20 protein-coding genes are annotated in these 23,832 nt (G+C 65.8%); 4 read left to right on the forward strand and 16 right to left on the reverse strand.

Annotated features, from left to right (window positions below):
• Window positions 1-3 precede the first annotated feature (3 nt).
• From AB0N24_RS16515 to AB0N24_RS16565, 11 genes are all read right to left on the reverse strand, one after another.
• A complete protein-coding gene (locus AB0N24_RS16515) occupies window positions 4-894 on the reverse strand; it encodes a biopolymer transporter Tol (RefSeq protein WP_364126405.1) in 891 nt (296 codons plus the stop codon).
• Complete coding sequence (locus tag AB0N24_RS16520) at window positions 891-1,778, reverse strand: DUF1080 domain-containing protein (RefSeq protein WP_364126408.1); 888 nt, start codon at window positions 1,776-1,778, stop codon at window positions 891-893. Before AB0N24_RS16520 ends, AB0N24_RS16515 begins: the two co-directional genes overlap by 4 nt.
• A 3-nt stretch (window positions 1,779-1,781) precedes the next feature.
• Entirely contained in the window at window positions 1,782-2,783 is a 1,002-nt protein-coding gene (locus AB0N24_RS16525) for a sugar phosphate isomerase/epimerase family protein (protein WP_364126410.1), read from the reverse strand.
• A 1-nt stretch (window position 2,784) separates the two neighbouring features.
• Entirely contained in the window at window positions 2,785-3,981 is a 1,197-nt protein-coding gene (locus tag AB0N24_RS16530; RefSeq protein WP_364126413.1) for a Gfo/Idh/MocA family oxidoreductase, read from the reverse strand.
• 11 nt (window positions 3,982-3,992) lie between these two features.
• Entirely contained in the window at window positions 3,993-5,114 is a 1,122-nt protein-coding gene (locus tag AB0N24_RS16535; RefSeq protein ID WP_364126416.1) for a Gfo/Idh/MocA family oxidoreductase, read from the reverse strand.
• Window positions 5,111-5,860 (reverse strand): sugar phosphate isomerase/epimerase, encoded by a 750-nt coding sequence (locus tag AB0N24_RS16540; protein ID WP_364126419.1) that lies wholly within the window; start codon window positions 5,858-5,860, stop codon window positions 5,111-5,113. Before AB0N24_RS16540 ends, AB0N24_RS16535 begins: the two co-directional genes overlap by 4 nt.
• A 45-nt stretch (window positions 5,861-5,905) precedes the next feature.
• Window positions 5,906-6,799: a carbohydrate ABC transporter permease gene (locus AB0N24_RS16545; RefSeq protein ID WP_364126421.1), complete on the reverse strand. Its 894-nt coding sequence runs from the start codon at window positions 6,797-6,799 to the stop codon at window positions 5,906-5,908.
• Window positions 6,799-7,773 carry a sugar ABC transporter permease gene (locus AB0N24_RS16550; RefSeq protein ID WP_364126424.1) on the reverse strand — a complete coding sequence of 325 codons (975 nt, stop codon included), beginning with the start codon at window positions 7,771-7,773 and terminating at the stop codon, window positions 6,799-6,801. Before AB0N24_RS16550 ends, AB0N24_RS16545 begins: the two co-directional genes overlap by 1 nt.
• A 9-nt stretch (window positions 7,774-7,782) precedes the next feature.
• Complete coding sequence (locus AB0N24_RS16555; protein ID WP_364126427.1) at window positions 7,783-9,105, reverse strand: extracellular solute-binding protein; 1,323 nt, start codon at window positions 9,103-9,105, stop codon at window positions 7,783-7,785.
• Between the two features lie 105 nt (window positions 9,106-9,210).
• Window positions 9,211-10,020, reverse strand: coding sequence for a hypothetical protein (locus tag AB0N24_RS16560; protein ID WP_364126430.1), 810 nt, complete (start codon window positions 10,018-10,020; stop codon window positions 9,211-9,213).
• Entirely contained in the window at window positions 10,017-11,126 is a 1,110-nt protein-coding gene (locus AB0N24_RS16565; protein ID WP_364126433.1) for a Gfo/Idh/MocA family oxidoreductase, read from the reverse strand. The genes AB0N24_RS16560 and AB0N24_RS16565 overlap by 4 nt, the downstream gene beginning before the upstream one ends.
• Window positions 11,127-11,301: 175 nt before the next feature.
• On the opposite strand from AB0N24_RS16565, the gene AB0N24_RS16570 reads away from it, so the two are divergent.
• Together AB0N24_RS16570 and AB0N24_RS16575 are read left to right on the forward strand one after the other, a co-directional pair.
• Window positions 11,302-12,534: an ROK family transcriptional regulator gene (locus AB0N24_RS16570; protein WP_364126435.1), complete on the forward strand. Its 1,233-nt coding sequence runs from the start codon at window positions 11,302-11,304 to the stop codon at window positions 12,532-12,534.
• Window positions 12,535-12,617: 83 nt separating this feature from the next.
• Window positions 12,618-13,811, forward strand: coding sequence for an MFS transporter (locus AB0N24_RS16575; protein ID WP_364126438.1), 1,194 nt, complete (start codon window positions 12,618-12,620; stop codon window positions 13,809-13,811).
• 223 nt (window positions 13,812-14,034) lie between these two features.
• On the opposite strand, the gene aceB is transcribed toward AB0N24_RS16575, so the two are convergent.
• A complete protein-coding gene (gene aceB, locus AB0N24_RS16580; protein ID WP_364126441.1) occupies window positions 14,035-15,699 on the reverse strand; it encodes a malate synthase A in 1,665 nt (554 codons plus the stop codon).
• A 93-nt stretch (window positions 15,700-15,792) separates the two neighbouring features.
• Window positions 15,793-17,109 carry an isocitrate lyase gene (gene aceA, locus AB0N24_RS16585; RefSeq protein WP_364126444.1) on the reverse strand — a complete coding sequence of 439 codons (1,317 nt, stop codon included), beginning with the start codon at window positions 17,107-17,109 and terminating at the stop codon, window positions 15,793-15,795.
• 181 nt (window positions 17,110-17,290) lie between these two features.
• On the opposite strand from aceA, the gene AB0N24_RS16590 reads away from it, so the two are divergent.
• On the forward strand, window positions 17,291-18,778 hold the full coding sequence (locus tag AB0N24_RS16590) for a helix-turn-helix transcriptional regulator (protein WP_307047830.1): 1,488 nt from the start codon (window positions 17,291-17,293) through the stop codon (window positions 18,776-18,778).
• 74 nt (window positions 18,779-18,852) lie between these two features.
• Here the strand turns inward: AB0N24_RS16590 and AB0N24_RS16595 are convergent, their stop codons facing one another.
• Genes AB0N24_RS16595 through AB0N24_RS16605 form a run of 3 tightly spaced genes read right to left on the reverse strand, consistent with a single transcriptional unit; the run spans window position 18,853 to window position 21,988 of the window.
• The gene (locus AB0N24_RS16595; protein WP_364126447.1) at window positions 18,853-19,890 is read right to left on the reverse strand and encodes a TAXI family TRAP transporter solute-binding subunit; all 1,038 of its coding nucleotides are present in this window, start codon (window positions 19,888-19,890) and stop codon (window positions 18,853-18,855) included.
• Window positions 19,887-21,323 carry a HAMP domain-containing sensor histidine kinase gene (locus AB0N24_RS16600; protein WP_364126450.1) on the reverse strand — a complete coding sequence of 479 codons (1,437 nt, stop codon included), beginning with the start codon at window positions 21,321-21,323 and terminating at the stop codon, window positions 19,887-19,889. The genes AB0N24_RS16595 and AB0N24_RS16600 overlap by 4 nt, the downstream gene beginning before the upstream one ends.
• A complete protein-coding gene (locus tag AB0N24_RS16605) occupies window positions 21,320-21,988 on the reverse strand; it encodes a response regulator transcription factor (RefSeq protein WP_364126452.1) in 669 nt (222 codons plus the stop codon). The genes AB0N24_RS16600 and AB0N24_RS16605 overlap by 4 nt, the downstream gene beginning before the upstream one ends.
• 266 nt (window positions 21,989-22,254) lie before the next feature.
• Here AB0N24_RS16605 and AB0N24_RS16610 point away from each other — a divergent pair, with 266 nt between their 5' ends.
• The gene (locus tag AB0N24_RS16610) at window positions 22,255-23,649 is read left to right on the forward strand and encodes an MFS transporter (RefSeq protein WP_364126454.1); all 1,395 of its coding nucleotides are present in this window, start codon (window positions 22,255-22,257) and stop codon (window positions 23,647-23,649) included.
• The last annotated feature ends 183 nt before the right edge of the window (window positions 23,650-23,832 follow it).

The following is a 23,832-nucleotide window of genomic DNA, read 5'->3' on the forward strand; positions in this document are numbered from 1 at the left end:
TACTTAGTCCTTTGTATTTTCGGAATCGCTGAGCGGGTACGCGACGTACGCGAACCGGGTGGAATCGGGCGACCAGCTGTTGACGTTGAGCGTACCTTGGCCGCCGAACAGTGGCCATGTGTGCAGTGGCGTTGTCCAGTCATCGGTCGAGACAAGCACGACGCCGACCGGCAGGTCCGCGGGGTGGCCCACCGTGCCGCCGGGGAAGCGGATGTAGGTGGCCAGCTGTCCGTCGGGGGACAGGTGCGGGAACCAGTCGACGGTGTCGGATTCGAGGAGCCGCTCGAAGCTTCCTCCGTCCACTTGGATACGGGCGAGTTGGGCGTGGCCGGGTGCCGACGTAAAGGACTCCGTGTTCAAGTAGAGCCATTTCCCATCGGGCGAATATTCGGGCCCGTCGCAGTGGCCGGCGCCGACGTCGACGGCGGCGGTAGCGCCGCCGTCGGACGCTATGGTCATCAGGCGACCGGGCTGCGTGAAGTCGCCCGCCTCGATGCCCACGTACGCCAGCTGGGATCCGTCCGGGCTGACGCCGTGGAGGAAGTGGAAAGTGCCGTCGTCGTCGGTGATGCGCTTGGCCGGTCCGCCGTCCAACAACGCACGGTAGATGTGGCCGTCATTCGCAGACAGGAAGATGCCGGCGCCGTCGGGTGCCAGGACGTGATCGTTGTTGAGGCCGGGGATGCCGCTTAGCCGGACTTCCGTGGGCCCGCCCTCGGACACGTCCAGCGTCCACAGCTTCCCATCCCCGTTGAGGACGAGTGACGAACCGTCGAGGGTCCAGTTCGGTGCCTCGAGGAGGACGTCATCCGTCCTGTACACCAGCTGCGACTCTCCGGTGACGGACGCAATCCAGACCTCGCAGCGCTGGCCGGGCTGTAGCTCGCGGATCACTCCTGTGCCTCGCCGGACTCGGAGGACAGTTCCTTGATCCGGAGGTTCCGCCACCGGCACTGCGCGCCCTTGCCCCAGCGGGCTTCCCCGAACATAGCGTCGTTGTCGTGCACCTCAAGGGCGATATGGCCACGCGCGCCGAGCACTCCCAGGACAGCCTCGGCGTTGTAGTTGGGCGACTGCAGAGTCGCCGTATCCAGTTCGGCGATCTTGAGGCCGTTGACCCAGGTGGTGATGACGGGCAGTGCCCCGATGCAGCGGATCCGGAGCTCGTTCCAGTCATCCCAGCGCCACACTTTGAGGAAATCCCCGACGTCGGCCGCATAGCTCAGGCGCGCACGCTTCTCTTCCGTGACGGGTTCCACGGAGGTGTCCGGGTTGTCGGCGATCAGCCCGGTTGGTCGGCCGTCCGCGTCCAGGGCGACGTCGGTAGCGAACGGCACTGCCGAGAAGCTCGCCAGTCCATTGCCGAAGAATCCGCCGATTCCGCCGGAAGGCCTGTGGTCCACCAGGACCTGGAAGCCTTCCCACGTATCCGGCCGGCGCCGGATCATCACGCCCGTGTCGGCCGGCCAATCGGGGCGCATTTCCAGCACAAGCTCAAAATCGCCGTACGCCTGCTCGCTCACCAGGTAGCCGCCGTAGCCGCTGCCGGGGGAGTCCTGTTCGCCCACCAGCACGCCATCTTCCACGAACCATTTCGCCGGGTGCTGTTCGGGTTCCACAGGCCGCGCCAAGCCCCGGCTGTCGAACAGCTCAAGGATGCTCGGACCGCCGGGGTATTCCGTCCCGTAGACCCGGGGCACGGCCCGCCACCCGGTCAGGGAGGTACCGTCGAACAGCGGGACGAACCCGCCGTCGTCGTGTTTTTGGGTTTCAGGCATGTACTAGTCCTTGCTGCTGAAGGCGGCGTCGAAGCTGGTCTGCGATGCGGGGAAGTCGAACTTCTTCAGGGCGGCGAGGGCTTCGGGGGCGCCGTGGAGGCGGTCCATGCCGGCGTCTTCCCATTCCACGGAGATGGGGCCGTTGTAGCCGATCGCGGTGAGGGCGCGGAAGGACGATTCCCAGGGGACGTCGCCGCGGCCTGCTGAGACGAAGTCCCAGCCGCGGCGCGGGTCGCCCCAGGGCAGGTGGGAGCCGAGGACGGTGTTCCGGCCGGTGGGGCGGAGCTTGGTGTCCTTGCAGTCCACGTGGTAGATCCGGTCCTTGAAGTCCCAGATGAAGGAGACAGGGTCGATGCCCTGCCACATGAAGTGGGACGGGTCCCAGTTCAGGCCGAACGCGGGACGGTGTCCGATCGCTTCGAGGGTGCGGACCGTAGTCCAGTAGTCGTAGGCGATCTCGGAGGGGTGGACTTCGTGGGCGAAGCGGACGCCGCATTCGTCAAAGACGTCCAGGATGGGGTTCCAGCGGTCCGCGAAGTCCTGGTAGCCGGCCTCGATGACTTTTTCCGGGACGGGCGGGAACATCGCGACGTATTGCCAGATGGAGGAGCCGGTGAACCCGACGACGGTGTCCACGCCGAGGGCTTTGGCGAGCCGGGCGGTGTGCTTCATTTCCTCCGCGGCGCGGGCGCGGACGCCTTCGGGGTCGCCGTCGCCCCAGACCTTGGACCCGACGATCGCTTCGTGCCGGAAGTCGATGGGGTCATCGCAGACGGCCTGGCCCTTGAGGTGGTTGGAGATGGCCCAGACCTTCAGGTTGTACTTCTCCAGGATGGCGAGTTTGGCTTCGACGTAGCCGGGTTCGTCCCAACGCCAGGCGTCCAGGTGGTCCCCGGAAACGGCGATCTCGAGGCCGTCGTAGCCCCAGCCGGACGCCAGCCTGGCGACTTCCTCGAACGGGAGGTCGGCCCACTGGCCGGTGAACAGGGTGTACGGGCGGGGCATGTCAGGCTCCTTCGGTGGTGGTGCTGGTGGAAGTGTTCAGTTGGATCAGTGAGCTTTTGGCGGCCGCAGACTCCTCGACGGCGGCCAGGACGTGCTGGACGTTGAGACCGTCCTCGAACGACGGCGACGGTGCCTGCCCGGCGCTGATGGCCGTCAGGAAGTCACGGATCTGGTGTGTGAAAGTGTGCTCCCAGCCGATGATGTGGCCTTGCGGCCACCAGGCTTCCAGATAGGGGTGTTCGGGTTCGTTGACCAGGATCCGGCGGAAGCCCTGCTCCCGGACAGGCACGGTGGCATCCAGGAAACCGAGCTCGTTCAACGCCTCAAGGTCGAACAGGATGGTGCCCTTGTCGCCGTAGATTTCCAGCTTGAGGGAGTTCTTCTGGCCAGTTGCCACGCGGGATACTTCCACGGAGGCGATGGCCCCGGAGGCGAGCGTCAGCGTGGCCCAGGCGGCGTCGTCGACCGTTACATCCTCCAGGCCGTTCGGGCCGGGGCGGCGGTCCACGAAGGTGTGCAGCCGGCCCGTGACTTCGGTGACCGTGCCGTCCAGGAGGTAGAGGACCTGGTCGATGGCGTGGGAGGCGATGTCGCCGAGCGCGCCGGATCCGGCGGTTTCCTTGCGAAGGCGCCAGGTCATGGGGGACTCGGCGTCGGAGAGCCAGTCCTGCAGGTACGCGGCCCGGACGTGCCGGACCGTCCCGAGCCGGCCTTCGGCGATGAGCTCCTTCGCGAGGGCAAGGGCGGGGACGCGGCGGTAGTTGAACCCGATCATGGACTGTACGCCCTTGGCACGGGCCGCCGCGGCGGCTTCGGTCATGGCCTCGGCCTCGGCCAGCGTATTGGCCAACGGCTTTTCCACGAGGACGTGCTTGCCGGCTTCGAGGGCGGCGATGGCGATCTCGGCGTGCATCCAGCCCGGGGCGCAGATATCGACGATATGGATGTCGTCCCGGTCCAGGACCGAGCGCCAGTCAGTGGCGGACTCCGCCCAGCCGTACTTCTTCGCGGACGCAGTGACCTGCACGGCGTCCCGGCCCACGAGCACTTTCTGCTCGAAGGCCGGAACGTCGAAGTAGGATGCGACATTCCGCCAGGCGTTCGAGTGGGCCTTGCCCATAAACGCATAGCCGATCATCGCCACGCCCAGGGGAGAGTTGTCCGGGTTGGTGCCGTCCGTGCTTTCGGGGGAGTTCATGTGCGTGATTCCTAGAGTGTGGAAGCGGTGGGGTCCCAGTCCTCGGGGAGGGCCGGGGACGCGGGGGCGGAGCTTTCGACGTTAACAAAGGCACCGGATTCCACTGACTCGGAGATCGAGACCATGGTGTCCAGCACATGGTAGGCGAGGTTGCCGGTCGCGCGGTGCGGGACTCCGGCCCGGATGGAACGGGCCATGTCCAGCACACCCATGCCGCGGCCGTTGGACGGGCCGGTGGCGGGGATGACCGTCCAGTCTTCGTCGCCGGCGCGCCAGAGCCTGATGTCGCCGTCGAAATGGTTGGGATCCGGGAGGGAGATCGTGGCTTCCGTTCCGGTGATCTCCACGAAGCCCATCCGCTGCCGGGGCGACTCGAACGAAAAGACGCTGTGCGAGGACTGGCCTCCCTCGAACTGGGCCATGGCGCTGATATGGGTGGGGACGTCCACGGTGAACTCCTCGCCCAGCTTGGGGCCGGAACCGATCACCCGGACCTCCTTGGCTTTGGAGCCGATGGCCGCGACGCGGCGCACGGACCCGAACGTCTGCACCAGTGCGGTGAGGTAGTACGGGCCCATGTCGAACAGGGGTCCCGCACCGTACTGGAAGAGGAACGCCGGATTCGGGTGCCAGGATTCCGGGCCGGGGGTCTGGAATGTGGTCATCGCCGTCAGCGGGGCGCCGATGTCGCCCCGCTCAATCAGCCGCCGCGCGGTCTGCAGCCCGGCGCCCAGGAATGTATCCGGTGCGCAGCCGAGCCGGAGCCCCGCGGCGTCCGCTGCCTTCAGGAGCCCCAGCCCCGAGTCGCGGTCCAGCGAGAACGGCTTTTCGGTCCACACGTGCTTGCCGGCGTTGACGGCGGCGGTGGCCACCTCCACGTGCGCGGCCGGGATGGTGAGGTTGACGATGATTTCGACGTCGGGATGGTTCAGGGCCAGGTCCACGCCGCCGGACTCGGCGATACCGTATTCTTTCGCGCGGGCGGCTGCGGAGTCCTCGAAGAGGTCGGCTATGACGTGGACCTTCAGGTCCGGGAAGACCGTGAGGTTGTCCAGGTACTGCTTGCTGATGTTGCCTGCGCCGATGACGGCGACGCCCACCGGGCCCCGGCGGGAAGTTGTTGCCTCGCTCATGCCCGGGCTCCTTCGCTTGCTTCGGCGTTCAGGAAGGCCAGGCTCTGGGTGATGCCGTCGAAGATGTCGCCGGAGTAGTCGTCGAATTCCACGACGCCCACTTCCAGGGATTTCGCGGCGCCGATGACGTCCCATACGGCGATCTTGCCCTGCCCGGCGGGCTGCTGTGCCTTGGTGTCGGTGTTCAGCGGGCCGTCCTTGATGTGGATGAACTTCACCCGGTCACCCAGTTTTGTCAGGATGTCGACAGGGTCCTGGCCGCCGACGGCAACCCAGTAGGTGTCCACTTCCAGCACCAGCTCCGGGTCCAGGAGATCGGCGAAGTATTCCAGTGCCGTGCGGCCCTCGATGGTGGACTCCAACTCCCAGGCGTGGTTGTGGTAACCGACGCGGATGCCGTATTCGGCGCCCTTCTTTGCTGCGGCGTTGAGCTTGGCGGCGGTGTCCTGGATGTCTTCGGCTTTCTGCCAGTGCTCGGCGGGCAGGTACGGGTCGATGACCGTGCTGATGCCGAGTTCCTTCGCGGCGGCGAAGATTTCGTCCTGGTCCTGGCTGAGCAGGGGAGCGTGGCCGGACGGGGCGGTGAGGCCGTTCTCCTTCAGCGCGGCGCCGAGCTCCTTGGCCGTGGCCACGAAGTTGTAGGGTTCAACCTGGGTAAAGCCGATCTCAGCCACCTTCCGGATGGTGCCGGGCAGGTCCGCCTGGATGGCATTGCGCAGGGTGTAGAGCTGGAGTGAGTAAGACATTTCGTTCCTTTGCGGGAGTTGGTGTTCTCGAAAATCTGTCGGGGCCTAGCGGCCGGCGAGGGATCCGCCGATGCCGCCGACGCTGAAGTATTTGTTCAGGGTGGCGAAGACGATGACGGGCGGGAGCATCATGATCACGGCGAGGGCCATGACTCCGGACCAGTCGGTGTTGTTTTGCTGGAAGAAGGACTGCACGCCCATGGGGAGGGTGAAGATCTCGTTCGAGCGGAGGAACACGATGGCTACGAGGTAGTCGTTCCAGGCCAGCAGGAAGGCGAAGATCGCGGTGGAGAGGATGCCGGGCAGGGAGTTGCGCAGGACGACTTTGGTGAAGGACCCGAAGACGGAGCAGCCGTCGATCCAGGAGGCCTCTTCGAGGCTGATGGGGATGGAGTCGAAGTAGGCGGCCATCATCCAGGTGGCCACCGTCATGGTGGAGCCGACGTAGATGATGGTCAGGCCCATCAGGTTGTCCACCAGTCCCATCGCTGCGAAAAGGATAAACAGCGGGACGACCGAGGTGATGATGGGCAGGGACTGCATGACGAACAGGAGCAGGGAGTAACCGGAGACTGCCTTGCTGCGGCCGCGGGAGAGGACGTAGCCGGCCGGGGCTGCGACCGCGACGGAAACCACCACGGTGGAGAGGGTGGTGATGAGGCTGTTCTGCAGCCAGGTGGCCGCCAGTGTCTTGGAGAAGACGTTGCTGAGGTTCTCGAACGTCAGTCCGGTAGCGGTGCTGTTTGGGCCGGGGGTGAAGGCGAGCACCACGGTGACCATGATCGGTACGAGGACGATCGCGGTGATGACCAGGATCAGCACGAACCGCCACCACTGACCGCGGTGGCCGGCTTCGGAGAGGACGCGCTTGTTCTTGGCCGGGCCGGTGACGCCGAGGGCGGCGCCTGTTTCGGGGTGGGCGTGGAGTACTGCGCTCATTATTCGACGCTCGACTTTCGGATCTGGCGGTACAGGACGACCGATACGACAACCAGGGTGATGGTCATGAGGAAGGCGATGGCTACGCCGGGGCCGGTCGCGAAGTCCTGGAAGACGGTGCGGTAGGCCAGGACCACCAGGGAGGTGGTGGCGTCAACAGGTCCGCCGCCGGTGAGCAGGTAGATGGTGGGGAAGTCGTTGACGCAGAAGATCGTCATGAGGATCCAGCTGATGTAGGTGGACCGGGCGATCAGCGGCAGGGTGATCTGGCTGAACTGCTGGAAGCGGGTGGCGCCGTCCATGCTGGCGGCCTCGTAGACGGTGGTGTCCACGGAGGCCAGGGCAGCCGAGATCATCATCATCATGAAGGGGAAGCTGACCCAGACCTTGAAGATCATCACGGTGACGGCGGCAAGGGTGGGATCTGCAAGGAACAGTGGGGTGCCCAGGCCGAGGTTGCGGAAGATTGACGGGATGAGGCTGTCCGGGGTGGCGACGAGCCAGTTCCACGCGGTGGACGAGACCACGATCGGCACCACCCAGGGCAGGAGCAGCAGGACCTTGAAGGTGCCGCCTGCCGGGATCCTGGTGCGCAGCAGCAACGCCAGCCCGAGGCCGACGGCCCAGGAACCGAAGACACCGACGATGGTGAAGAGAAGCGTGAACTGGGCTGCCTTCCAGAACGCCGGCGAGGCCAGCACGCTTTGGAAGTTTTCGATGCCGACGAAGTCACCGGTTTGGATCAGGTTTCCGTCGTGGGTGGCTTGGATGCCGGCCTGGAAGAGCGGGTAGCCGTGGATCAGGACGAGCAGGACGACCGAGGGCAGCAGGAGCCAGAAGAACGTCCGGCTGGCCTGCGCCGAGAGCTTGCTCTTGCGGTTCAAGGTCTTGGGGACGGGCCCGCCCCCGGACCCGCCGGGGGCAAGCCCCTTGCGGGCCCGGGCGAGGCCGGACGGTGCTGTGGTGGACGACATTCCGGCCGCCTACTTCTTCAGGACGGACTTGAGGCCGGACTCAAAAGCCTGCAGGGCGGACTTGGCATCTGTCTTGCCGGTGAGGATGGTCTGGGTGAACTGGTTCAGGGCCTGGCCGCCGTCCAGGGCAGCGAGGTCGGCGCTGAGGGCCGTGCCCCGGGAAGCGAAGGTCTTGGCGATGGGCACGTATTCCTTGACGATCTTCACGTTGTTGGGGTCGGAGGTAAATTCGGGCATCTCGGTGATGGACTTGAACACCGGCAGGGCGTTCATGAGCTTCTGCTTCCACAGTTCCTTCAACTGGCCCAGGTAGTAGACCACGAACGCTTCGGAGGCTTCCTGCGACGGCGTGTTGGTGTACATCATGATGTTGTTCGGGAAGATCAGCGCGGCCTTGTCCCCGTGCGGACCGGCAATCGGGCTTGCCACCACGATGTCGCCGGACGTATCGCCCACGCGCTCGGGAACCCCCAGCGTCAACATGCCGTACGCGGCCTTGCCGTCCTTCCACTGGGCGTTGAGGTTGTCGGTGGTGTAGCTGACGGCGGCAGGATCGACGATGCCATTGGAGACCAGCTCAAGCATGAACTCGACGGCCTCCACGTTGCGGTCGTTCATGACATCGAGCTGGCCGTCATTGCTGAAGACGCCGCCGCCGTTGTTGAGCATCATCATGATCATCAGGTGGTTGCCGATGTTGTTGCCGGCCCCGGAGCCGGTGGCGAAGCCAACGGCTCCGACGGTCTTGAGCTTCTTGCCCGCCTCAAGGAGGCTGGCCCAGTCCGTGGGGACCTCGACGCCGGCCTTCTCGAACAGGGACTTGCGGTACCAGAGCGGCCGGATGTCCAACTGCCACGGCACTGCCACGTAGCCCTTGTCCGTCTTGAAGGGCTCTACGACGCCGGGGAGGAAGTCGTCGAACTGGCCGTTCTTCTTGAGTGCTTCCATCACCTTGTCGGCGTAGGCAATCTGGCCCTGCTCCTCGAACTGGAATGCCTGGAAGCCGCCGCCGGTGGACACCGCGGGGCCGGTCTTGGAGGCGATGGCCGAGGAGAACGTCTGGTAGAAGTTGTTCCACTGGATGAGCTGGTAGCTGGCCTTGCTGTTGGCCCCGGAGAAGCCTTCCACGATCTTCTTGGCGGCGTCGTTGTAGGCGGGGGTTGCCCACGGCATGTCCCAGAACTTGATGGTTCCAGCCGCACTTCCACCGCCCTGTGAGGCGGAGCCGCCGCCGCAGGCGGCCAGGAGGGGAACGGAGGCCGCGGCTGCGGCGAAGCCCAGGAATCCCCGGCGGGAGAATGCGGAAGATGCGATGGAGGGTTTAGTAGACACGATGGTTCCTTTCAGGGTCCGGAGTGACTGAATGCCCGGGCCCTTCTCGACAATGAGTGGATTGTGACTCTGAAACTGGAAATGCTGGCGGAACGGTGAGGCTTTCTAGTCGTTGAGTTGGCTGAGGAGTGACATGACCGTGGTGAACTGCGCCAGGTCGCTGGCGGGGTTCCCGGAGGCAAGAAGCGAGTGGACCCTCGACCAGCTGGTCCGGTGGGATGATTCGTAGAGTGTGGGAAGCGTCGTCGCTCCTTCTGCCGTCACCGCCCGGACGTCGGCCGGCCAGGCTGCTTCGGGGTCCGGCAGTACGACGTCGGCGCGGCCTGTAGATGTAAGGATCGAGACGGTGGCGGTTGCAGGCAGCGCCGAGGTGAGGATGCCCTGAAGGGCGACTGGCACTCCGCCGGCCAGGACACCGGACACCGTGTACCCGTTCCCGTTGCGCTGGACCATCCGCAGGTTATCCGCTTCAATGCCGCATTGCACGAGGACGGCGAACTGTTCCGCGAGCAGGTGCAGGGGGTCCGTGCCGGGCGCGGCCACAGCAACCGAGTCAAGCAGGACGGCGTCCTTGAGGGCCTCGGCGATTACGCCGTGGACGTTCCCGCTGGCCGGGGCCAGCGCTACGTTTCCGGCCCACTTCCGGTCAAGCACAACTACCGCGCGTGCGGTATCTGCGACGCCGGCAAGTTCGGCAGGATCTTCGGCCACCGGGGCCGAAACCACAACACCCCTGGCACCGCCGCGGATTGCAGCGGCCGCCCGCCCCGTCCAGCCGGCATGACCGGCGACGGCGATGACATCCGGCGCGGTCGTTGCGGGACGAAAGGACACTGGAAGGGAAGCGACGACGGCGGACACGGCACCGGCTGCTTCCGCCTGCGGATCCGCATACGCGGACAGCTGAGTGGTCATGCGTTGATCTCCTCGTCTGCAGGTGATTCGTCGGCGATGCTTGCGTGAACGAAGCCGGCGTCAACGCTGCGGGCGGCGGCCTCGGCGATCGCCAGTGCGAACTCGAGGTCATGAATAAGCGTTTCCGCGGACGGCGGCTGGCCTGTCCCGCTGGCCAGTTCCGCCAGTTTGCGCCACTCGCCCTCGTAGCCGTTGTGGCTGAACGGACCCAGGACGGTGGCGTGTCCGGCCTTCCGGATCCGGGCGGTAGCCGAACCGGCGTGGACGTAGGACGGGGTGAAGTCGATTTGCAGGGCGGCGTCGTCGCCGATGGCCTCGAACACCCAGGACGGTTCCCAGGTCCCGTTCATCGCGGCGCGGAGCTCGATGGCCACGTTTCCGGCCCGCAGCGAGATGACGTAGCCGAACGGCCGGACGATTTCAGCGTGCAGGACTTCCACCGCCGCAAAGTCAGGGGTGAAGCGGCGGACCAGCGGAAGATCGTGGATGGCCAGGCCCATCACTCCGCCGGTGAGCATGGCCTTGATGACCTCGGGGTCGGTCGGTTCCCTGCCAGGCAGGGGACCACGGCCCACGATTTCGGTGGCGAAATCCTCGAAGCGGGGGTTCGGCGGAAGGACGATCGAGGAGCGGACGGTGTGGACCTGCTCCGGCAGGTCACCCCAGGCCTGCTCCACCGCGAGCCAGCCGGGATCGAACGTGTGCATGGCGCCGACGATGATCGGAACGCCGGTTTCGGCGGAAACGGCTGAGATTCCGGCGGCCTCTTCACCGGTCATGGCGAACGGCTTTTCGCACAGTACGGCTTTCTTTCCGGCCCGGCAGCTGGCTATGACCTGTGCTGCGTGGAACTGGTGCGGGCTGCAGATGGCGACGATGTCCACAGCCGGGTCAGCGAGGAGCTCTTCCATGCTGGTGCTGAACTTCGCACCAACCCTGCCTGCCACCGCTTCCGCGACCGCAGGGTCAACGTCCATGATGTGGCGGACTTCGAGGATGTTTCCCAACCGTGCGAGTGACGGCAGATGGATGGCCTGGGTAACGGGTCCGGCGCCCAGGATGCCGACGCCGAGAACGGCCGGTGCTGCCTGTGGGTGGCTCGACAAGTTGCTTACCTCTTTGTAATAGCTGGAGCGTGAATTCCCGGTGCCTGACTTCAGGTGACACCGCTCACACATCAAGCTAGAACTACTTTTGTCGATCGTCAAGCAAAAGTTGAAAAGTTATCGACAATCTTTCGATGGCGTGACACGCATAAGAGCTTCGTGCTATCACTGACTCATGAGTCCAACGTCTGGAAAAGAGCCCGGAACCGAGCCCGGAACCGACACTGCTGCCGACGGTGCCGGAAATCTTTCCCGGGCCGGCGATCTCTTCCAGCTCCTCCGTGACGGCAGGGCCCGCACCCGCGCCGAACTGGCCCTGACCACCGGCCTTGCCCGTTCCACAGTTGCCGCTCGCATTGACGCGCTGATCTCTTCCGGGCTGGTGGGACCTGCCGGGGAGGCAAGCTCCAGCGGCGGCCGGCCGCCGTCGCGCTTTGCCTTCAATCCGGCCGCCCGCGCTGTCCTGGCAGTCGACGTCGGCGCCACGCACGTGATCGTTGCCGTCACCGACCTGGGCGGCAATGTCCTCACCGAGCACCGCCTCGTCCAGGACGTTGCCGACGGTCCGGAAGCCGTCCTTGGCCGGGTGGTCGAGGAAGGCAAGATGCTCCTCAGCGAGGCCGGCCGGACTCCGTCAGACCTTGCGGGCATCGGGATCGGGCTGCCCGGCCCCGTGGAGCACGCCACCGGGATGCCGGTGAAGCCGCCCATCATGCCCGGCTGGGACGGGTTCGACGTGGTCCGCTACGTCCAGCGCTCGCTGCCGGTCCCGGTGCTGGTGGACAACGACGTCAACATCATGGCCCTCGGCGAACGCACGGCGTACTGGCCGGAACACAACAACTTCCTGTTCATCAAGGTGGCCACCGGCATCGGCGCGGGCATCATCAGCAGCGGGGAACTGCAGCGCGGCGCCAACGGAACCGCGGGCGACCTTGGCCATGTGCGGGTTCCGCGCGGCGATGAAGTCCTGTGCCGCTGCGGCAACTACGGCTGCCTCGAAGCACTGGCGTCCGGTCCTGCCGTGGCGCGGGAACTGGCCCGGCAGGGACTGGCTGCCGAGAAGGGCGGCGATGTCCTGCGGCTGGTCGCCGAGGGCAACCTCCAGGCGATCCAGGCGCTGCGCCAGGCCGGCCGCGATGTTGGGGACGTGCTCGCAACAGTGGTCAACCTGCTCAACCCGTCCGTGATTGTGATCGGCGGAAGCCTGGGCCAGGCCGGTGAGCACCTGATGGCTGGCGTCCGGGAAGTCGTTTACCGGCGGTCCCTGCCGCTGGCCACGTCACACCTGCGGATAGCGCTCTCGATGGCCGGGGACCAGGCGGCCATCCTGGGTGCCAGCCAGATGGTCACGCAGCATGTGCTGTCTCCCGCCGTGATAGAAGCCACCCTGCAGGCAACGGGATAAGGCCCGTCATGCGGCTGCGGGCGTGATAGCAATGAATTGATGACACCGATTTCCAGCTCCCGCACCAAACCGCAGCCCGCCTCATGACGGCGAATATCCTTGCCAGGATGCCGCGCGGCTGGATCCTGCTGGCGAGCATCGGACTCATCGCGCTGAACATGCGCGGCCCGTTCGTGGCTGTGGCCCCCGTGGTCGGCCCGATGCAGCAGGACCTCGGGTTCTCGCCCGTGGAACTGGGCCTGCTGACCGGCATTCCGGTGCTGTGCTTTTCCCTGGCGGCGCCGCTCGCCTCGTTCGCGGGCCGGAAATTCGGCGCCGAATTCGCCATCATGCTCACCCTGCTCGGGGTTCTGGCCGGTGTTATTGTCCGCTCGGCCGGTAACGGCGCCCTGGTGCTGGTCGGAACGGTCATCATCGGCGTGGCCATCACCATCGGCAACATCGCTGTCCCGCTGATCATCCGCCGTGACTTTTCACCGCGGCGCCAAGGCACGGCCATGGGCATCTACACGGCTGCCCTGAACATCGGCTCCTTCCTCACCTCCGTGGTTACCGCGCCGCTGGCCGAGCTTGCCGGGTGGCGCCTGGCCCTCGCGGCCAGCGGGCTCTTCGCCGTGGCCGCGACGGTTTTTTGGGTGATGTCCGTGGGACGCAATGCCTTCGTTCCGGCCGCCGTCGATGATTCCAATCCCCGGCCGGCCGGCGGACGGCCCGCCTCCCGCTGGATCACGGCCGGGCTGACAGCGGGCTTTGCGGGGCAGGCCTTCTCCTACTACGGCGTCACGGCCTGGCTGCCGACCTTCCTCATCGACGAACTCGGCATGGCGCCCTCCGCCGCCGGCGCCGGGTCCTCCCTCTTCCAGATTCTCGCCATTGTGGGCGGCCTTGGGGTGCCGATGGTGGCCCGGTTCGCCAGTACGACGGCGGTCGCGGTCACCCTGGGCACGATGTGGCTGACAGTTCCCCTTGGCCTGCTGCTGGCCCCGGAGCTGTGGTGGCTCTGGTCCTCCGTGGGCGGCGCGGCGCAGGGCGGCGGCATAACCCTCATTTTCATTGCCATCATCAAGCTGGCACGCGACCAGGCGTCCGCCGGCCGGATGTCCGCCATCGTCCAGGGCGTGGGGTACTCGGTTGGCGCTGCCGCCCCGACCCTCCTGGGCTATGTCCACGGGCTTTCCGGGTCCTGGACCAACCCGATGCTGCTGATCCTCGGCTCGGTGGCGGCGTTCTTCCTGGGCACGACGCTCTCCGTGCGGAAGGTGCCGAAGACCCGCTGACGCGTCCCGCCGTCGTCGCACTTTCACCGCCCCGGCGCCCCCGGCGCGAACGGACATTTGAGCCCCAACAAAAAGCGCGAACGGACAGTTGAGGCCCTTGTCTGAGGGCCTCAACTGTCCGTTCGCGCTTACTGGTGGTTCCGCTGCCGGGCGGCCGCCCCGGATTTCGGGGTGCCTGTTGCGGACGGCGTGGCCGCCCGGCAAACGGAAACTCTTGCGATTCCTAGGCGGCGACGAGCTCTGCGTCCTCCACCGGTCCGTCGGAACCGTCGCGTGCTTCGTGCAGGAAGCGGGCGTACGCGGGGAGGGTCAGGAACGTGGGGAACGCGTCGGCCAGGGTGACTTCCTCGAAGATGTCCCGCGCGTCGGCGAAGCGGTCGCCTTCGAAGCGTTCGAGTTTCGTGAATTCCTGGTCAAGCATGTCCTCCACCCACTCGCGGGTGATGATTTCGCCCTGGTCCGTGATGGCGTGGGAGTAGATCCACTGCCAGATCTGCGAGCGGGAGATCTCCGCGGTGGCGGCGTCCTCCATCAGGTTGTGGATGGCCACGGCACCGTTGCCGCGCAGCCAGGATTCGATGTAGCGGATGCCCACCTCGATGTTGTTCCGGATGCCCGTTTCGGTGATGGTGCCGGTGGTGGCGGCGATGTCCAGCAGCGCACGGTCATCCGGGGTGACGTCCTCGCGGAGGCGGTCCAGCTGGTTCGGCCGGTCGCCAAGGACGCCGTCGAACACCTCGCGGCACACCGGAACCAGGTCCGGGTGCGCAACCCAGGAACCGTCGAAACCGTCGCCGGCCTCGCGGGTCTTGTCCGCGCGGACCTTCTCGAACGCGATGGCGTTGGCTGCCTCGTCCTTGCGGTTGGGGACAGCTGCGGCCATGCCGCCGATGGCCATGGCGCCGCGCTTGTGGCAGGCGCGGACCAGCTGTTCGGTGTAGGCGCGCATGAACGGGGCCGTCATGGTCACCTGCACACGGTCCGGGAGGACGAAGCGGGGGCCGCGGGTGCGGAAGTTCTTGATCATGGAGAAGATGTAGTCCCAGCGGCCGGCGTTCAGGCCCGAGGCGTGGTCGCGCAGTTCGTAGAGGATCTCTTCCATCTCGAAGGAGGCCGTGATGGTCTCGATCAGCACCGTGGCGCGGATGGTGCCCTGCGGGATGCCGAGCAGGTCCTGGGCCAGGATGAAGATGTCGTTCCACAGGCGTGCTTCGAGGTGGTTTTCGATCTTCGGCAGGTAGAAGTACGGGCCCTTGCCCTGGGCCAGCAGGCGGCGGGCGTTGTGGAAGAAGTACAGGCCGAAGTCCACGATGCCGCCGGCGATCGGTTCGCCGTCGATGAGCATGTGCTTTTCGGGCAGGTGCCAGCCGCGGGGGCGGACCACGATGGTGGGCAGTTCGCCGGCCGGGCGGAGCTTGTACTCCTTGCCCTCCGGCGAGGTGAAATCGATCCGGCGTTCCAGCGCGTCCGTGAGGTTCAGCTGGCCCTGGATGACGTTCCGCCACGACGGTGTGGAGGAGTCTTCCATGTCGGCCAGCCACACCTTGGCGCCGGAGTTCAGCGCGTTGATGGTCATCTTCTTGTCCACCGGACCGGTGATCTCCACGCGGCGGTCCTCCAGGCCCGGAGCCGGCGGAGCGACGCGCCAGTTCGGATCAGTGCGGACGGATTCGGTCTCGCGGAGGAACCGCGGGTCCTGCCCCTTGGCGATCTCGGCCCGCCGGTTGCGGCGGCCCTGGAGCAGCTCCTGCCGCCGCGCCGTGGTGGCCCGGTGCAGCTTGGCAACAAACGCCAAAGCATCCGGAGTAAGAACCTCGCCCTGCCGGCAAATCGGCTGCGCGGTCAGCGTGATCCCGTTGATAGTGAAGTTGTCAGTGAAGCTGTTCATTGGAGTTCTCCTGGTGCAGGGCCCAACTGGGTAGCAGTAAGTGTCGTTTTGAGCCTCCAAAACGACACTTACCGCTACTTACTTGGGGAAAATTTAGTGGAACTGGCCCTCTTCGGTCGATCCGACCAGTGCGAGGGTGGATGCGTTCGGGTTGAGCGCAGTGGCGATGTCGTCGAAGTAGCCGGTGCCGACTTCGCGCTGGTGCTTGGTCGCGGTGTAGCCGCGGGACTCGGAGGCGAATTCCTTTTCCTGGAGCTCGACGTAGGCGCTCATACCTTCACGGGCGTAACCGTGGGCGAGGTCGAACATCGAGTAGTTCAGGGCGTGGAAGCCGGCCAGGGTGATGAACTGGAACGTGAAGCCCATGGCGCCGAGTTCACGCTGGAACTTCGCGATCGTGGCGTCATCCAGGTGCTTGCGCCAGTTGAACGACGGCGAGCAGTTGTAGGAGAGCATCTGGTCCGGGAAGTCGGCCTTGACGGCCTCGGCGAACTTGCGGGCCAGCTCCAGGTCCGGGGTGCCCGTTTCCATCCAGATGAGGTCGGAATACGGGGCGTAGGCCTTGGCACGGGCGATGCAGGGTTCGATGCCGTTGCGGACCTTGTAGAACCCCTCCGCCGTGCGCTCTCCTGTGACGAATTCCTGGTCGCGGGGATCGACGTCGGAGGTGATCAGGGTTGCCGCCTCGGCGTCGGTGCGGGCGATGACCACCGACGGGGTGCCGGCGACGTCGGCGGCCAGGCGGGCCGCGTTCAGGGTGCGGACGTGCTGCTGGGTGGGGATCAGCACCTTGCCGCCGAGGTGGCCGCACTTCTTCTCCGAAGCGAGCTGGTCCTCCCAGTGAACGCCCGCGGCGCCGGCCTGGATCATGGATTTCATGAGCTCGTAGGCGTTCAGCGGTCCGCCGAAGCCTGCCTCGGCGTCGGCAACGATCGGCACCATCCAGTCCTCAACGGTCTGGATGCCCTCGGAGAATTCGATCTGGTCGGCGCGGAGCAGGGCGTTGTTGATGCGGCGGACCACGGTGGGAACCGAGTTGGCCGGGTACAGCGACTGGTCCGGGTAGGTGTGGCCCGAGTTGTTGGCGTCGGCCGCAACCTGCCAGCCGGACAGGTAGATGGCGCGGAGGCCGGCCTTGACCTGCTGCACGGCCTGGTTGCCGGTGAGGGCGCCGAGTGCGTTGGTGTAGCCGCCGGTCTTGTGCTCTTCGGTCAGCTGCTTCCACAGCTTCTCGGAGCCGCGGCGGGCCAGCGTGTGCTCTTCGGAGACGCGGCCGCGGAGCCGGACGACGTCCGTTGCCTTGTAGTCACGGGTCACACCTTCCCAGCGGGGGTTGGCGGCCCACTCGAGCTCCAGTGCGGCGGCCTGCTCTTCGGGCGTCTGCTGGGTGGGCTCAAATGCTGCAGTCATCTTTGTCTCCTTGTTTGTGCTCCGGGTTGTCCGGGCCGACCCCGTCCTGCGCCTTTGCAGTGGGGGCCGGCCCGGACCGGTGCGGTGTTTCTTTCCGTGAGATCTACTTTTCAGCACTTTGAATAGGGTTACTAGATGAAAACCATGGAAAGAAGTGCACTTCTTCCCGTATGCTCAATAAATGTCCCCTACAAGCTGGAACCGCAAAGCCGCCACACCGCCGTCGTCCCCTGGCGCCCCCGAAGTGGACGTCATCAGCCTGGGCCGCCGCGTGCGGCACCTGCGCAAAGCGGCGGGCATGACACTCGATGACCTGAGTGCCGCCGTCGGGACCGCACCGAGCCAGCTGAGCCTGATCGAGAACGGTAAGCGTGAACCGAAACTGGGGCTGCTTCAGCTGCTTGCGACGGCACTCAGCGTGACCATTGACCAGCTGCTCGGGGCGGAGCCGCCAAACCGGCGCGCAGCGCTGGAGATCGAGCTGGAACGGTACCAGCGCAGCCCTATCTACGAGTCCCTCAACCTGCCGAAAATCCGCATCAGTTCGCGGCTCCCGATGGATGTTTTGGAGTCCATGGTGGGCCTGCAGCACGAGCTGGAGCGCAAACTCAATGAGCAGGTGGCGACGCCCGAAGAGGCCCGCCGCGCCAACGCTGAGCTGCGGGCCATGATGCGCGAGCGGAACAACTACTTCCCGGAGTACGAGGCCGAGGCGCAGAAGGTCCTGGCCTCGGTAGGACACACCAGCGGTCCGCTGTCGCATCACGTCATCGCGGACATTGCCGGTCACCTGGGGTTCACCCTCCACCACGTGGGAGACCTGCCGCATTCCACCCGTTCGGTGACGGATCTGAAGAACCACCGAATTTACCTGACGCAGAACCAGCGCTCGGACCACGACCCCCGGTCGGTACTCCTGCAGGCGCTGGGCCACTACGTGCTGGGCCACCAGACCCCCAACAACTACGGGGATTTCCTGATGCAGCGCGTCGCCACCAACTATTTCGCGGCAGCGCTGATGCTCCCGGAGCAGGCCACCGTGGACTTCCTGCAGAAAGCCAAGCAAGCCAAGGAAATCGCCGTGGAGGACGTCCGGGACGCTTTTGCCGTGTCCTATGAAACGGCCGCCCACCGGTTCACTAACCTGGCCACCCAGCACCTGGACATCCGCACCCACTTCCAGAAGACCCATAAGAGCGGCATCATCTACAAGGCCTACGAGAACGACGGCGTGACGTTCCCGCAGGACCACACCGGCGCCATCGAGGGCCAGCCGTCGTGCAAATACTGGACCAGCCGCATGGTGTTCGACGTGGCGGACAAGTTCAGTGCGTACAACCAGTACACGGACACCCCTGCGGGGACGTACTGGTGCACGGCCCGGACCGAACGCTCGGCGAACGGCGAGTTCTCGCTGTCCGTCGGGGTTCCGTACGCGCAGGTGAAATGGTTCCGCGGGCGGGAAACCACCGAGCGGTCAAAGTCCACGTGCCCTGACGAGAACTGCTGCCGCCGTCCGCCTGCTTCGCTGACGTCGGAATGGGCGGGCAACGCCTGGCCGTCCGCCCGGGCGCACTCCCACCTGCTGGCCGCCATGCCGCCGGGTGCTTTCCCGGGCGTGGACGAGACCGAGGTGTATTCGTTCCTGCAGGCGCACTCCGGGAGCTGAACGCTCTCTCACTTCCTGCGGTGTTTCCCGAAACGCTCTCTCACTTCCTTGGGGATAGTGAGAGAGCGTTGCGGTTACCCGTGGAGTTCCCGGTAGGCATCAGCGGCTGCCGGGTGCAACGGCAGGCCGGCGGTGTTGATCAGCGACTCCGGGCTCAGGAACTGGACCCCCAGGCTGGAGCGGGGGATCAGTTCCTCGGCGTGCCCCACCAGCAGTTCGACGGTCCTCTTCACGGTCCTCCCGTCCAGGTCGTTCCGGCACAGGAGGAGATTCGCCACCCCCACCGTCCAGACTGCGGGAATGCCCTCGTAGCTGCCCTCAGGGATCAGCACACGGTCGTAGTAGGGGCCATAGCGGGTCCGTGTGGACGGAATCAACGCCGAGAGGTCCAGGAATGCCAGGGCGGCCTCCTTGTTGCTCTCAGCGATCGCGGCCGTTGGCACACCGCCGGACCAGAACAGGGCGTCCACTGATCCGTCCTGCAGGGCTGCCAGGCCATCGTTGAGCCCGAGGTTCAGCACGGTCACTGTCTTTTCGGTGGCGGCAGCGGAGGCAGTGCCAACTGCAGCGGACCCCAGCCCGGCAGCCTCGATCAGGCGAGGAGTGGTCAACGAGGTCCCGGAACCGGGCTCGCCGACAGCCACTGTCCTCCCGGCCAGTCCGGCGAGGTCGCGGATGCCGCTGCCTTTCCGCACAACGCAGTGCACGTAATTCTCGTACACCCTTCCGAGGGCCGTGACTCCGGCGCCCGACGTGCCATGTGTTGCCAGCTGCTGGGCGGCGGCATCGGCCAGCGCGACGGCGAACGTGGCCTGCCCCGTCAGCAGCTGACCCAGGTTATCCAGGCTGCCTCCGGTGGTCAGGGCCACCGCATGGTCTGCCACGCCATGACGCTGGAGGGACTCCGCCAGCAGCGTGGCGAACTCCAGATAAAACCCTCCCGGCTCACCCCCGGCCACGGTCACCGTGCCCGGGCGGTCCTCGGGAGTGCAGGCGCTGAGGGCCGGCAAAAGCAGTCCCGCCAGCCCGGCAGCAAGCCCGGCCTTGAGGGCGGTCCGCCTCGGCGGAAGGCCTCCGGACATCATGCCGGGCATGCAAGGCGTTCCAGTCATGCAGGGCTCTCCTTACCCGGCCGGGTGACGGCCCGCGGAAACTCGATGCGTGCGGTCAGTCCGTGCGGCGAGGCATCCGCCAGCAGCAGGCGGCCTCCGTTGGCTCCCGCCAGTTTGTCCACGATCGTCATGCCCAGGCCGTTGCCGCGGATCTCCCGGTGCTGCGGGGAACGCCAGAACCGGCTTGTGGCAGCAGCACGTTCCGCAGCGGAAAGCCCGGGGCCGTCGTCGGAGATTTCGACGGCGACCGCGTCCGGGCGGACCCTGACTGCCACCGAGATGCGGGCAGGAGCTGCGTATTTGATGGCGTTGTTGATCAGTTCCCCCACCATCTGGGCCAGTTCGGCGGCGTTGCAGGCGATGTGCACCGCCGGGTCCGGCGGACCGCCCAGCAGGATCGATGAGCCGCTGCGCCGTGCCGCAGGTCCTGCCCGTTCGGTTTCTTCCTGCAGGACAGGGTAGGGATCAACCACCGCCGGGAGCCCCCGGGAAGGGGTCCCCAGCGGCCCTCCGGCAGAGTCTTCGAAGACCCTGTGCTCGGCCGTGGCCAGCCGCAATACCCCGTCCAGGATCTCTTCCACACGTTCCAGTTCCGCCAGTACTCCGGCTGCGGCCTTGTGCTCCCGGGCTGTTTGCAGTTCAAGCTGCAGTAAGTCGACCCTCAACCGCAGGGCGCCCACGGGATTGCGCAGCTGATGGGATGTGTCGGCAATCAGTTGGCGTTGGGACTCGATGCTGTCGCTGACCGTCCGCGCCATTCTGGTGAAGGAACGGCTCAGTTCCCGCAGCTCCGGTGGACCGTCCTCGGGAAGCTGGCCGGTCCTGCCTGTTGCCTCAAGCTCCGTAACCGCCGAATTCAGGCGGTGCACGGGACGCAGCACCCACCTGGTCACGCGGGCGGCGCCGAGGAGGAGCACCGCGGTGAGGGCGGCGGCAGCGACTCCGACAAGGAGCCACCGCTCCCGCAGCTTCTGCCGGGCTGCCTCCAGGTTGACGTCCAGGAGGGCCTCGCCAAGTACCTGGCTTGCGCTGCCGAAGGAGCGTGAAATCACCTCAGAACCGGTTCCGAACGGCTGAAGCGGAGCGAGCGTGGTGTCGTTAAGGTTCAGGTTCGCCCTGGCCAGCGCATCGCGGACGTCTGCCCTCTCTTCGCTCAGGCCGCCCGAGCGCAGCGTGCCTGCCTGGAGGCGGATCAGCACCCCCTCCCCGTACAGTTCCGAGTATCTGTCCATCTCGGTCTGCAACTGCGTGGCGTCTCCTCCGTCCGTGGCGGCGTCGAACGCCACCTGCGCGAGGCGGTTGAGGGCGGCAGCCCGGTTGATCTGGAGTTCCTGGGTAAGCTCCCGGCTGGCCGACGTCAGGATGGCGGTGGAGGCGAAGATGACGATGAGGACGGACAGGATGCTCAGGACACCGAGGACTCGCAGCTTCACGCAGGACCCGCCTCGACCCGATAGCCCACGCCGCGGACGTTGATGATGAAGCCCGGCATCTGGAGTTTCGCCCGCAGGCCTGTCAGGTGCACGTCGAGGGATCGGGAGGAGGCAAGGAACGCATCGCCCCACAGCGCGTCCAGGATCTGCTCCCGGGTGACCACCGAACCCGCGTGGCTTGCCAGGAGCGCGAGCAGGTCGAACTCCGTGGCGGTCAACGGCAGGACCCGGGGACCGATCGCGGCCACACGCCGTTCGAGGTCCACCTCGAGTTCGCCCAGCACGATGGTCCGCTGCCTGGTGTCCTTTGCACGGCCTGCCCGCCGGGTGACGGCTTCGATGCGGGCGAGGAGCTCAACCAGTTTCACCGGCTTGACGAGGTAGTCATCGGCTCCGGACCGCAGCCCCAGCACCACGCTGCGCTCGTCGTCGCGGGCTGTAAGGATCAGGATCGGGACGGGTGTGACCTGGCGGAGCTTGCGCAGGACGTCGAGGCCGTCCATGTCGGGAAGGCCCAGATCGAGCAGGATCACCTCATAGCGCCGGTGTTCCAGGAGCGCGTCGGCTCCGCGGGCAACCCGGGAGGCCGTGTGTCCGGCGGAAACCACGGCTGCGTCGAGGGCGGACGCCATGGCGTCGTCGTCCTCGACGATGAGCACATCCATGGCCTGTTTCCTGTTCCGTATGAGCGGTGTTTTCTTCCCCGGCCCGCCTTTGGAGATTACCCCGTGTACGGGCGAAACCTAAGGAAGTGTTAGGACTTCCCCTCAGGCGTTGGCTGTGCGGTGGATCACGAATAGCTTGGATGGAGTCCCCGGCTTTCCGGGGACTGCCGATGTCGAGGAGGAACCATGAGCAATGTTGCCGTGGACAGCACGAAAGTACGCCCGGAACGGCTGCCGGTAGCGGCGCCGTCAAGGAAGGTTCAGCGATGAGCACCCAGCAAACCGAAGTCCAGAGCGAGTCAGCCCAGACCCGCCGGGCCGTGAGCAACATCCTCAAGGGCTCGGCCGGCAACCTCGTGGAATGGTACGACCTCTACGTCTACACGGTCTTTGCCGCCTACTTCCAGTCCCACTTCTTCAACTCCAAGGACGAGCTGCAGGCCGGCCTTGAGGCGATGGCAGTGTTCTCGACGTCGTTCCTGATGCGCCCCATCGGCGCCTGGTTCTTCGGCCGATACGCGGACCGTAAAGGCCGCAAGGCCGCGCTGACGCTCAGCGTGACGATGATGTCCGCGGGGTCCTTCGCCATCGCGCTCCTGCCCACTACGCAGCAGGTCGGCGTCTGGGCCTTGGTGCTCCTGATCCTGATCCGCCTGGTCCAGGGCTTCTCCGTGGGCGGCGAATACGGCACCAGTGCCACGTACATGTCCGAGGCCGCCACGTCCAAGCGCCGCGGCTTCTTCTCCAGCTTCCAGTACGTCACCCTGATCGGCGGCCAGATGATGGCCTTGCTGGTCCTGGTCATCCTGCAGAACTTCATGCCCAAGAGCGACCTGACCGAGTGGGGCTGGCGTATCCCGTTCGCCATCGGCGGCGTGGCTGCGCTGGTTGTCCTGTGGCTGCGGCGCTCCATGGAGGAAACCGTCTCCGACGAACAGGTTGCGGCCGCCAAGACGCCCGTCGCCGCCGGCGAAGCCCAGCCGGGCACCATGAGGCTGCTGTTCACGCAGTACTGGAAGCCCCTGCTGATCTGCATCGGCGTCACTCTCGGCGGCACCGTGGCGTTCTACACGTACACCAACTTCATCCTGAAGTTCATGAACGATACGTCCGGCATCGCCAAGACCGACACCTCGGTGATCAACTTCTGGGCGCTGTTCATCTTCATGCTGCTCCAGCCTGTGTACGGCATCATCTCGGACAAGGTGGGCCGCAAGCCGCTGTTGCTGTGGTTCGGCATCACCGGCGTGCTCTTCACCTGGCCGCTGCTCTCCACCCTGTCCAACACCAAGGACCCGTTCACCGCGTTCCTGCTCATGATGGGCGGCCTCCTGATCGTTGGCGGCTACACCTCCATCAACGCCCTCGTGAAGGCCGAGTTGTTCCCCGCCTCCATCCGAGCCCTCGGCGTGGGGCTGGGCTACGCGATTGCCAACTCACTCTTCGGCGGTACGGTTCCGCTGCTCGGCGCGGCCTTCCAGAAGGCCGAGCGGGTGGACCTGTTCTTCACCTACGTCACCGTCGCCATCGCCATCTCGCTGGTGGTCTACATCTTCGCCCTGCGGAACAAGAAGGCCACGCACCTGGACTGCGAACAGGGCGATGCCTGGTCGCAGTCCCGCAAGGATGACGATAAGGACAAGGACCTCGTGGACGTCTAGCGTTCAGGGGCAGAGGCTCCCAGGAGGGTACGACGGCGGGTGGCCGCCCGCCGTCGTACGCTCACCGCACCAGTACGCTCTCTCAGATCCTGCAACAAAAACCCGGACGCTCTCTCACTTTCTTGTGGAAAGTGAGAGAGCGTCTTTGGTTTTCCTGCATTAAGTGAGAGAGCGTCCTGGTGG

Origin of the sequence: Arthrobacter sp. NPDC093128, from assembly GCF_040683875.1 — a bacterium.
Taxonomy (GTDB): Bacteria; Actinomycetota; Actinomycetes; order Actinomycetales; family Micrococcaceae; genus Arthrobacter.

What these genes read in the sequence shown, in the direction of transcription:
- AB0N24_RS16525 (WP_364126410.1), bottom strand. Translation starts at nt 2,783, where the DNA reads ATGCCCCGCCCGTACACCCTGTTCACCGGCCAGTGGGCCGACCTCCCG.
- AB0N24_RS16570 (WP_364126435.1), top strand. Translation starts at nt 11,302, where the DNA reads ATGAGTCCAACGTCTGGAAAAGAGCCCGGAACCGAGCCCGGAACCGAC.
- AB0N24_RS16560 (WP_364126430.1), bottom strand. Translation starts at nt 10,020, where the DNA reads ATGACCACTCAGCTGTCCGCGTATGCGGATCCGCAGGCGGAAGCAGCC.
- aceA (WP_364126444.1), bottom strand. Translation starts at nt 17,109, where the DNA reads ATGACTGCAGCATTTGAGCCCACCCAGCAGACGCCCGAAGAGCAGGCC.
- AB0N24_RS16540 (WP_364126419.1), bottom strand. Translation starts at nt 5,860, where the DNA reads ATGTCTTACTCACTCCAGCTCTACACCCTGCGCAATGCCATCCAGGCG.
- AB0N24_RS16610 (WP_364126454.1), top strand. Translation starts at nt 22,255, where the DNA reads ATGAGCACCCAGCAAACCGAAGTCCAGAGCGAGTCAGCCCAGACCCGC.
- aceB (WP_364126441.1), bottom strand. Translation starts at nt 15,699, where the DNA reads ATGAACAGCTTCACTGACAACTTCACTATCAACGGGATCACGCTGACC.
- AB0N24_RS16520 (WP_364126408.1), bottom strand. Translation starts at nt 1,778, where the DNA reads ATGCCTGAAACCCAAAAACACGACGACGGCGGGTTCGTCCCGCTGTTC.
- AB0N24_RS16550 (WP_364126424.1), bottom strand. Translation starts at nt 7,773, where the DNA reads ATGTCGTCCACCACAGCACCGTCCGGCCTCGCCCGGGCCCGCAAGGGG.
- AB0N24_RS16545 (WP_364126421.1), bottom strand. Translation starts at nt 6,799, where the DNA reads ATGAGCGCAGTACTCCACGCCCACCCCGAAACAGGCGCCGCCCTCGGC.
- AB0N24_RS16605 (WP_364126452.1), bottom strand. Translation starts at nt 21,988, where the DNA reads ATGGATGTGCTCATCGTCGAGGACGACGACGCCATGGCGTCCGCCCTC.
- AB0N24_RS16575 (WP_364126438.1), top strand. Translation starts at nt 12,618, where the DNA reads ATGACGGCGAATATCCTTGCCAGGATGCCGCGCGGCTGGATCCTGCTG.
- AB0N24_RS16535 (WP_364126416.1), bottom strand. Translation starts at nt 5,114, where the DNA reads ATGAGCGAGGCAACAACTTCCCGCCGGGGCCCGGTGGGCGTCGCCGTC.
- AB0N24_RS16595 (WP_364126447.1), bottom strand. Translation starts at nt 19,890, where the DNA reads ATGACTGGAACGCCTTGCATGCCCGGCATGATGTCCGGAGGCCTTCCG.
- AB0N24_RS16530 (WP_364126413.1), bottom strand. Translation starts at nt 3,981, where the DNA reads ATGAACTCCCCCGAAAGCACGGACGGCACCAACCCGGACAACTCTCCC.
- AB0N24_RS16590 (WP_307047830.1), top strand. Translation starts at nt 17,291, where the DNA reads ATGTCCCCTACAAGCTGGAACCGCAAAGCCGCCACACCGCCGTCGTCC.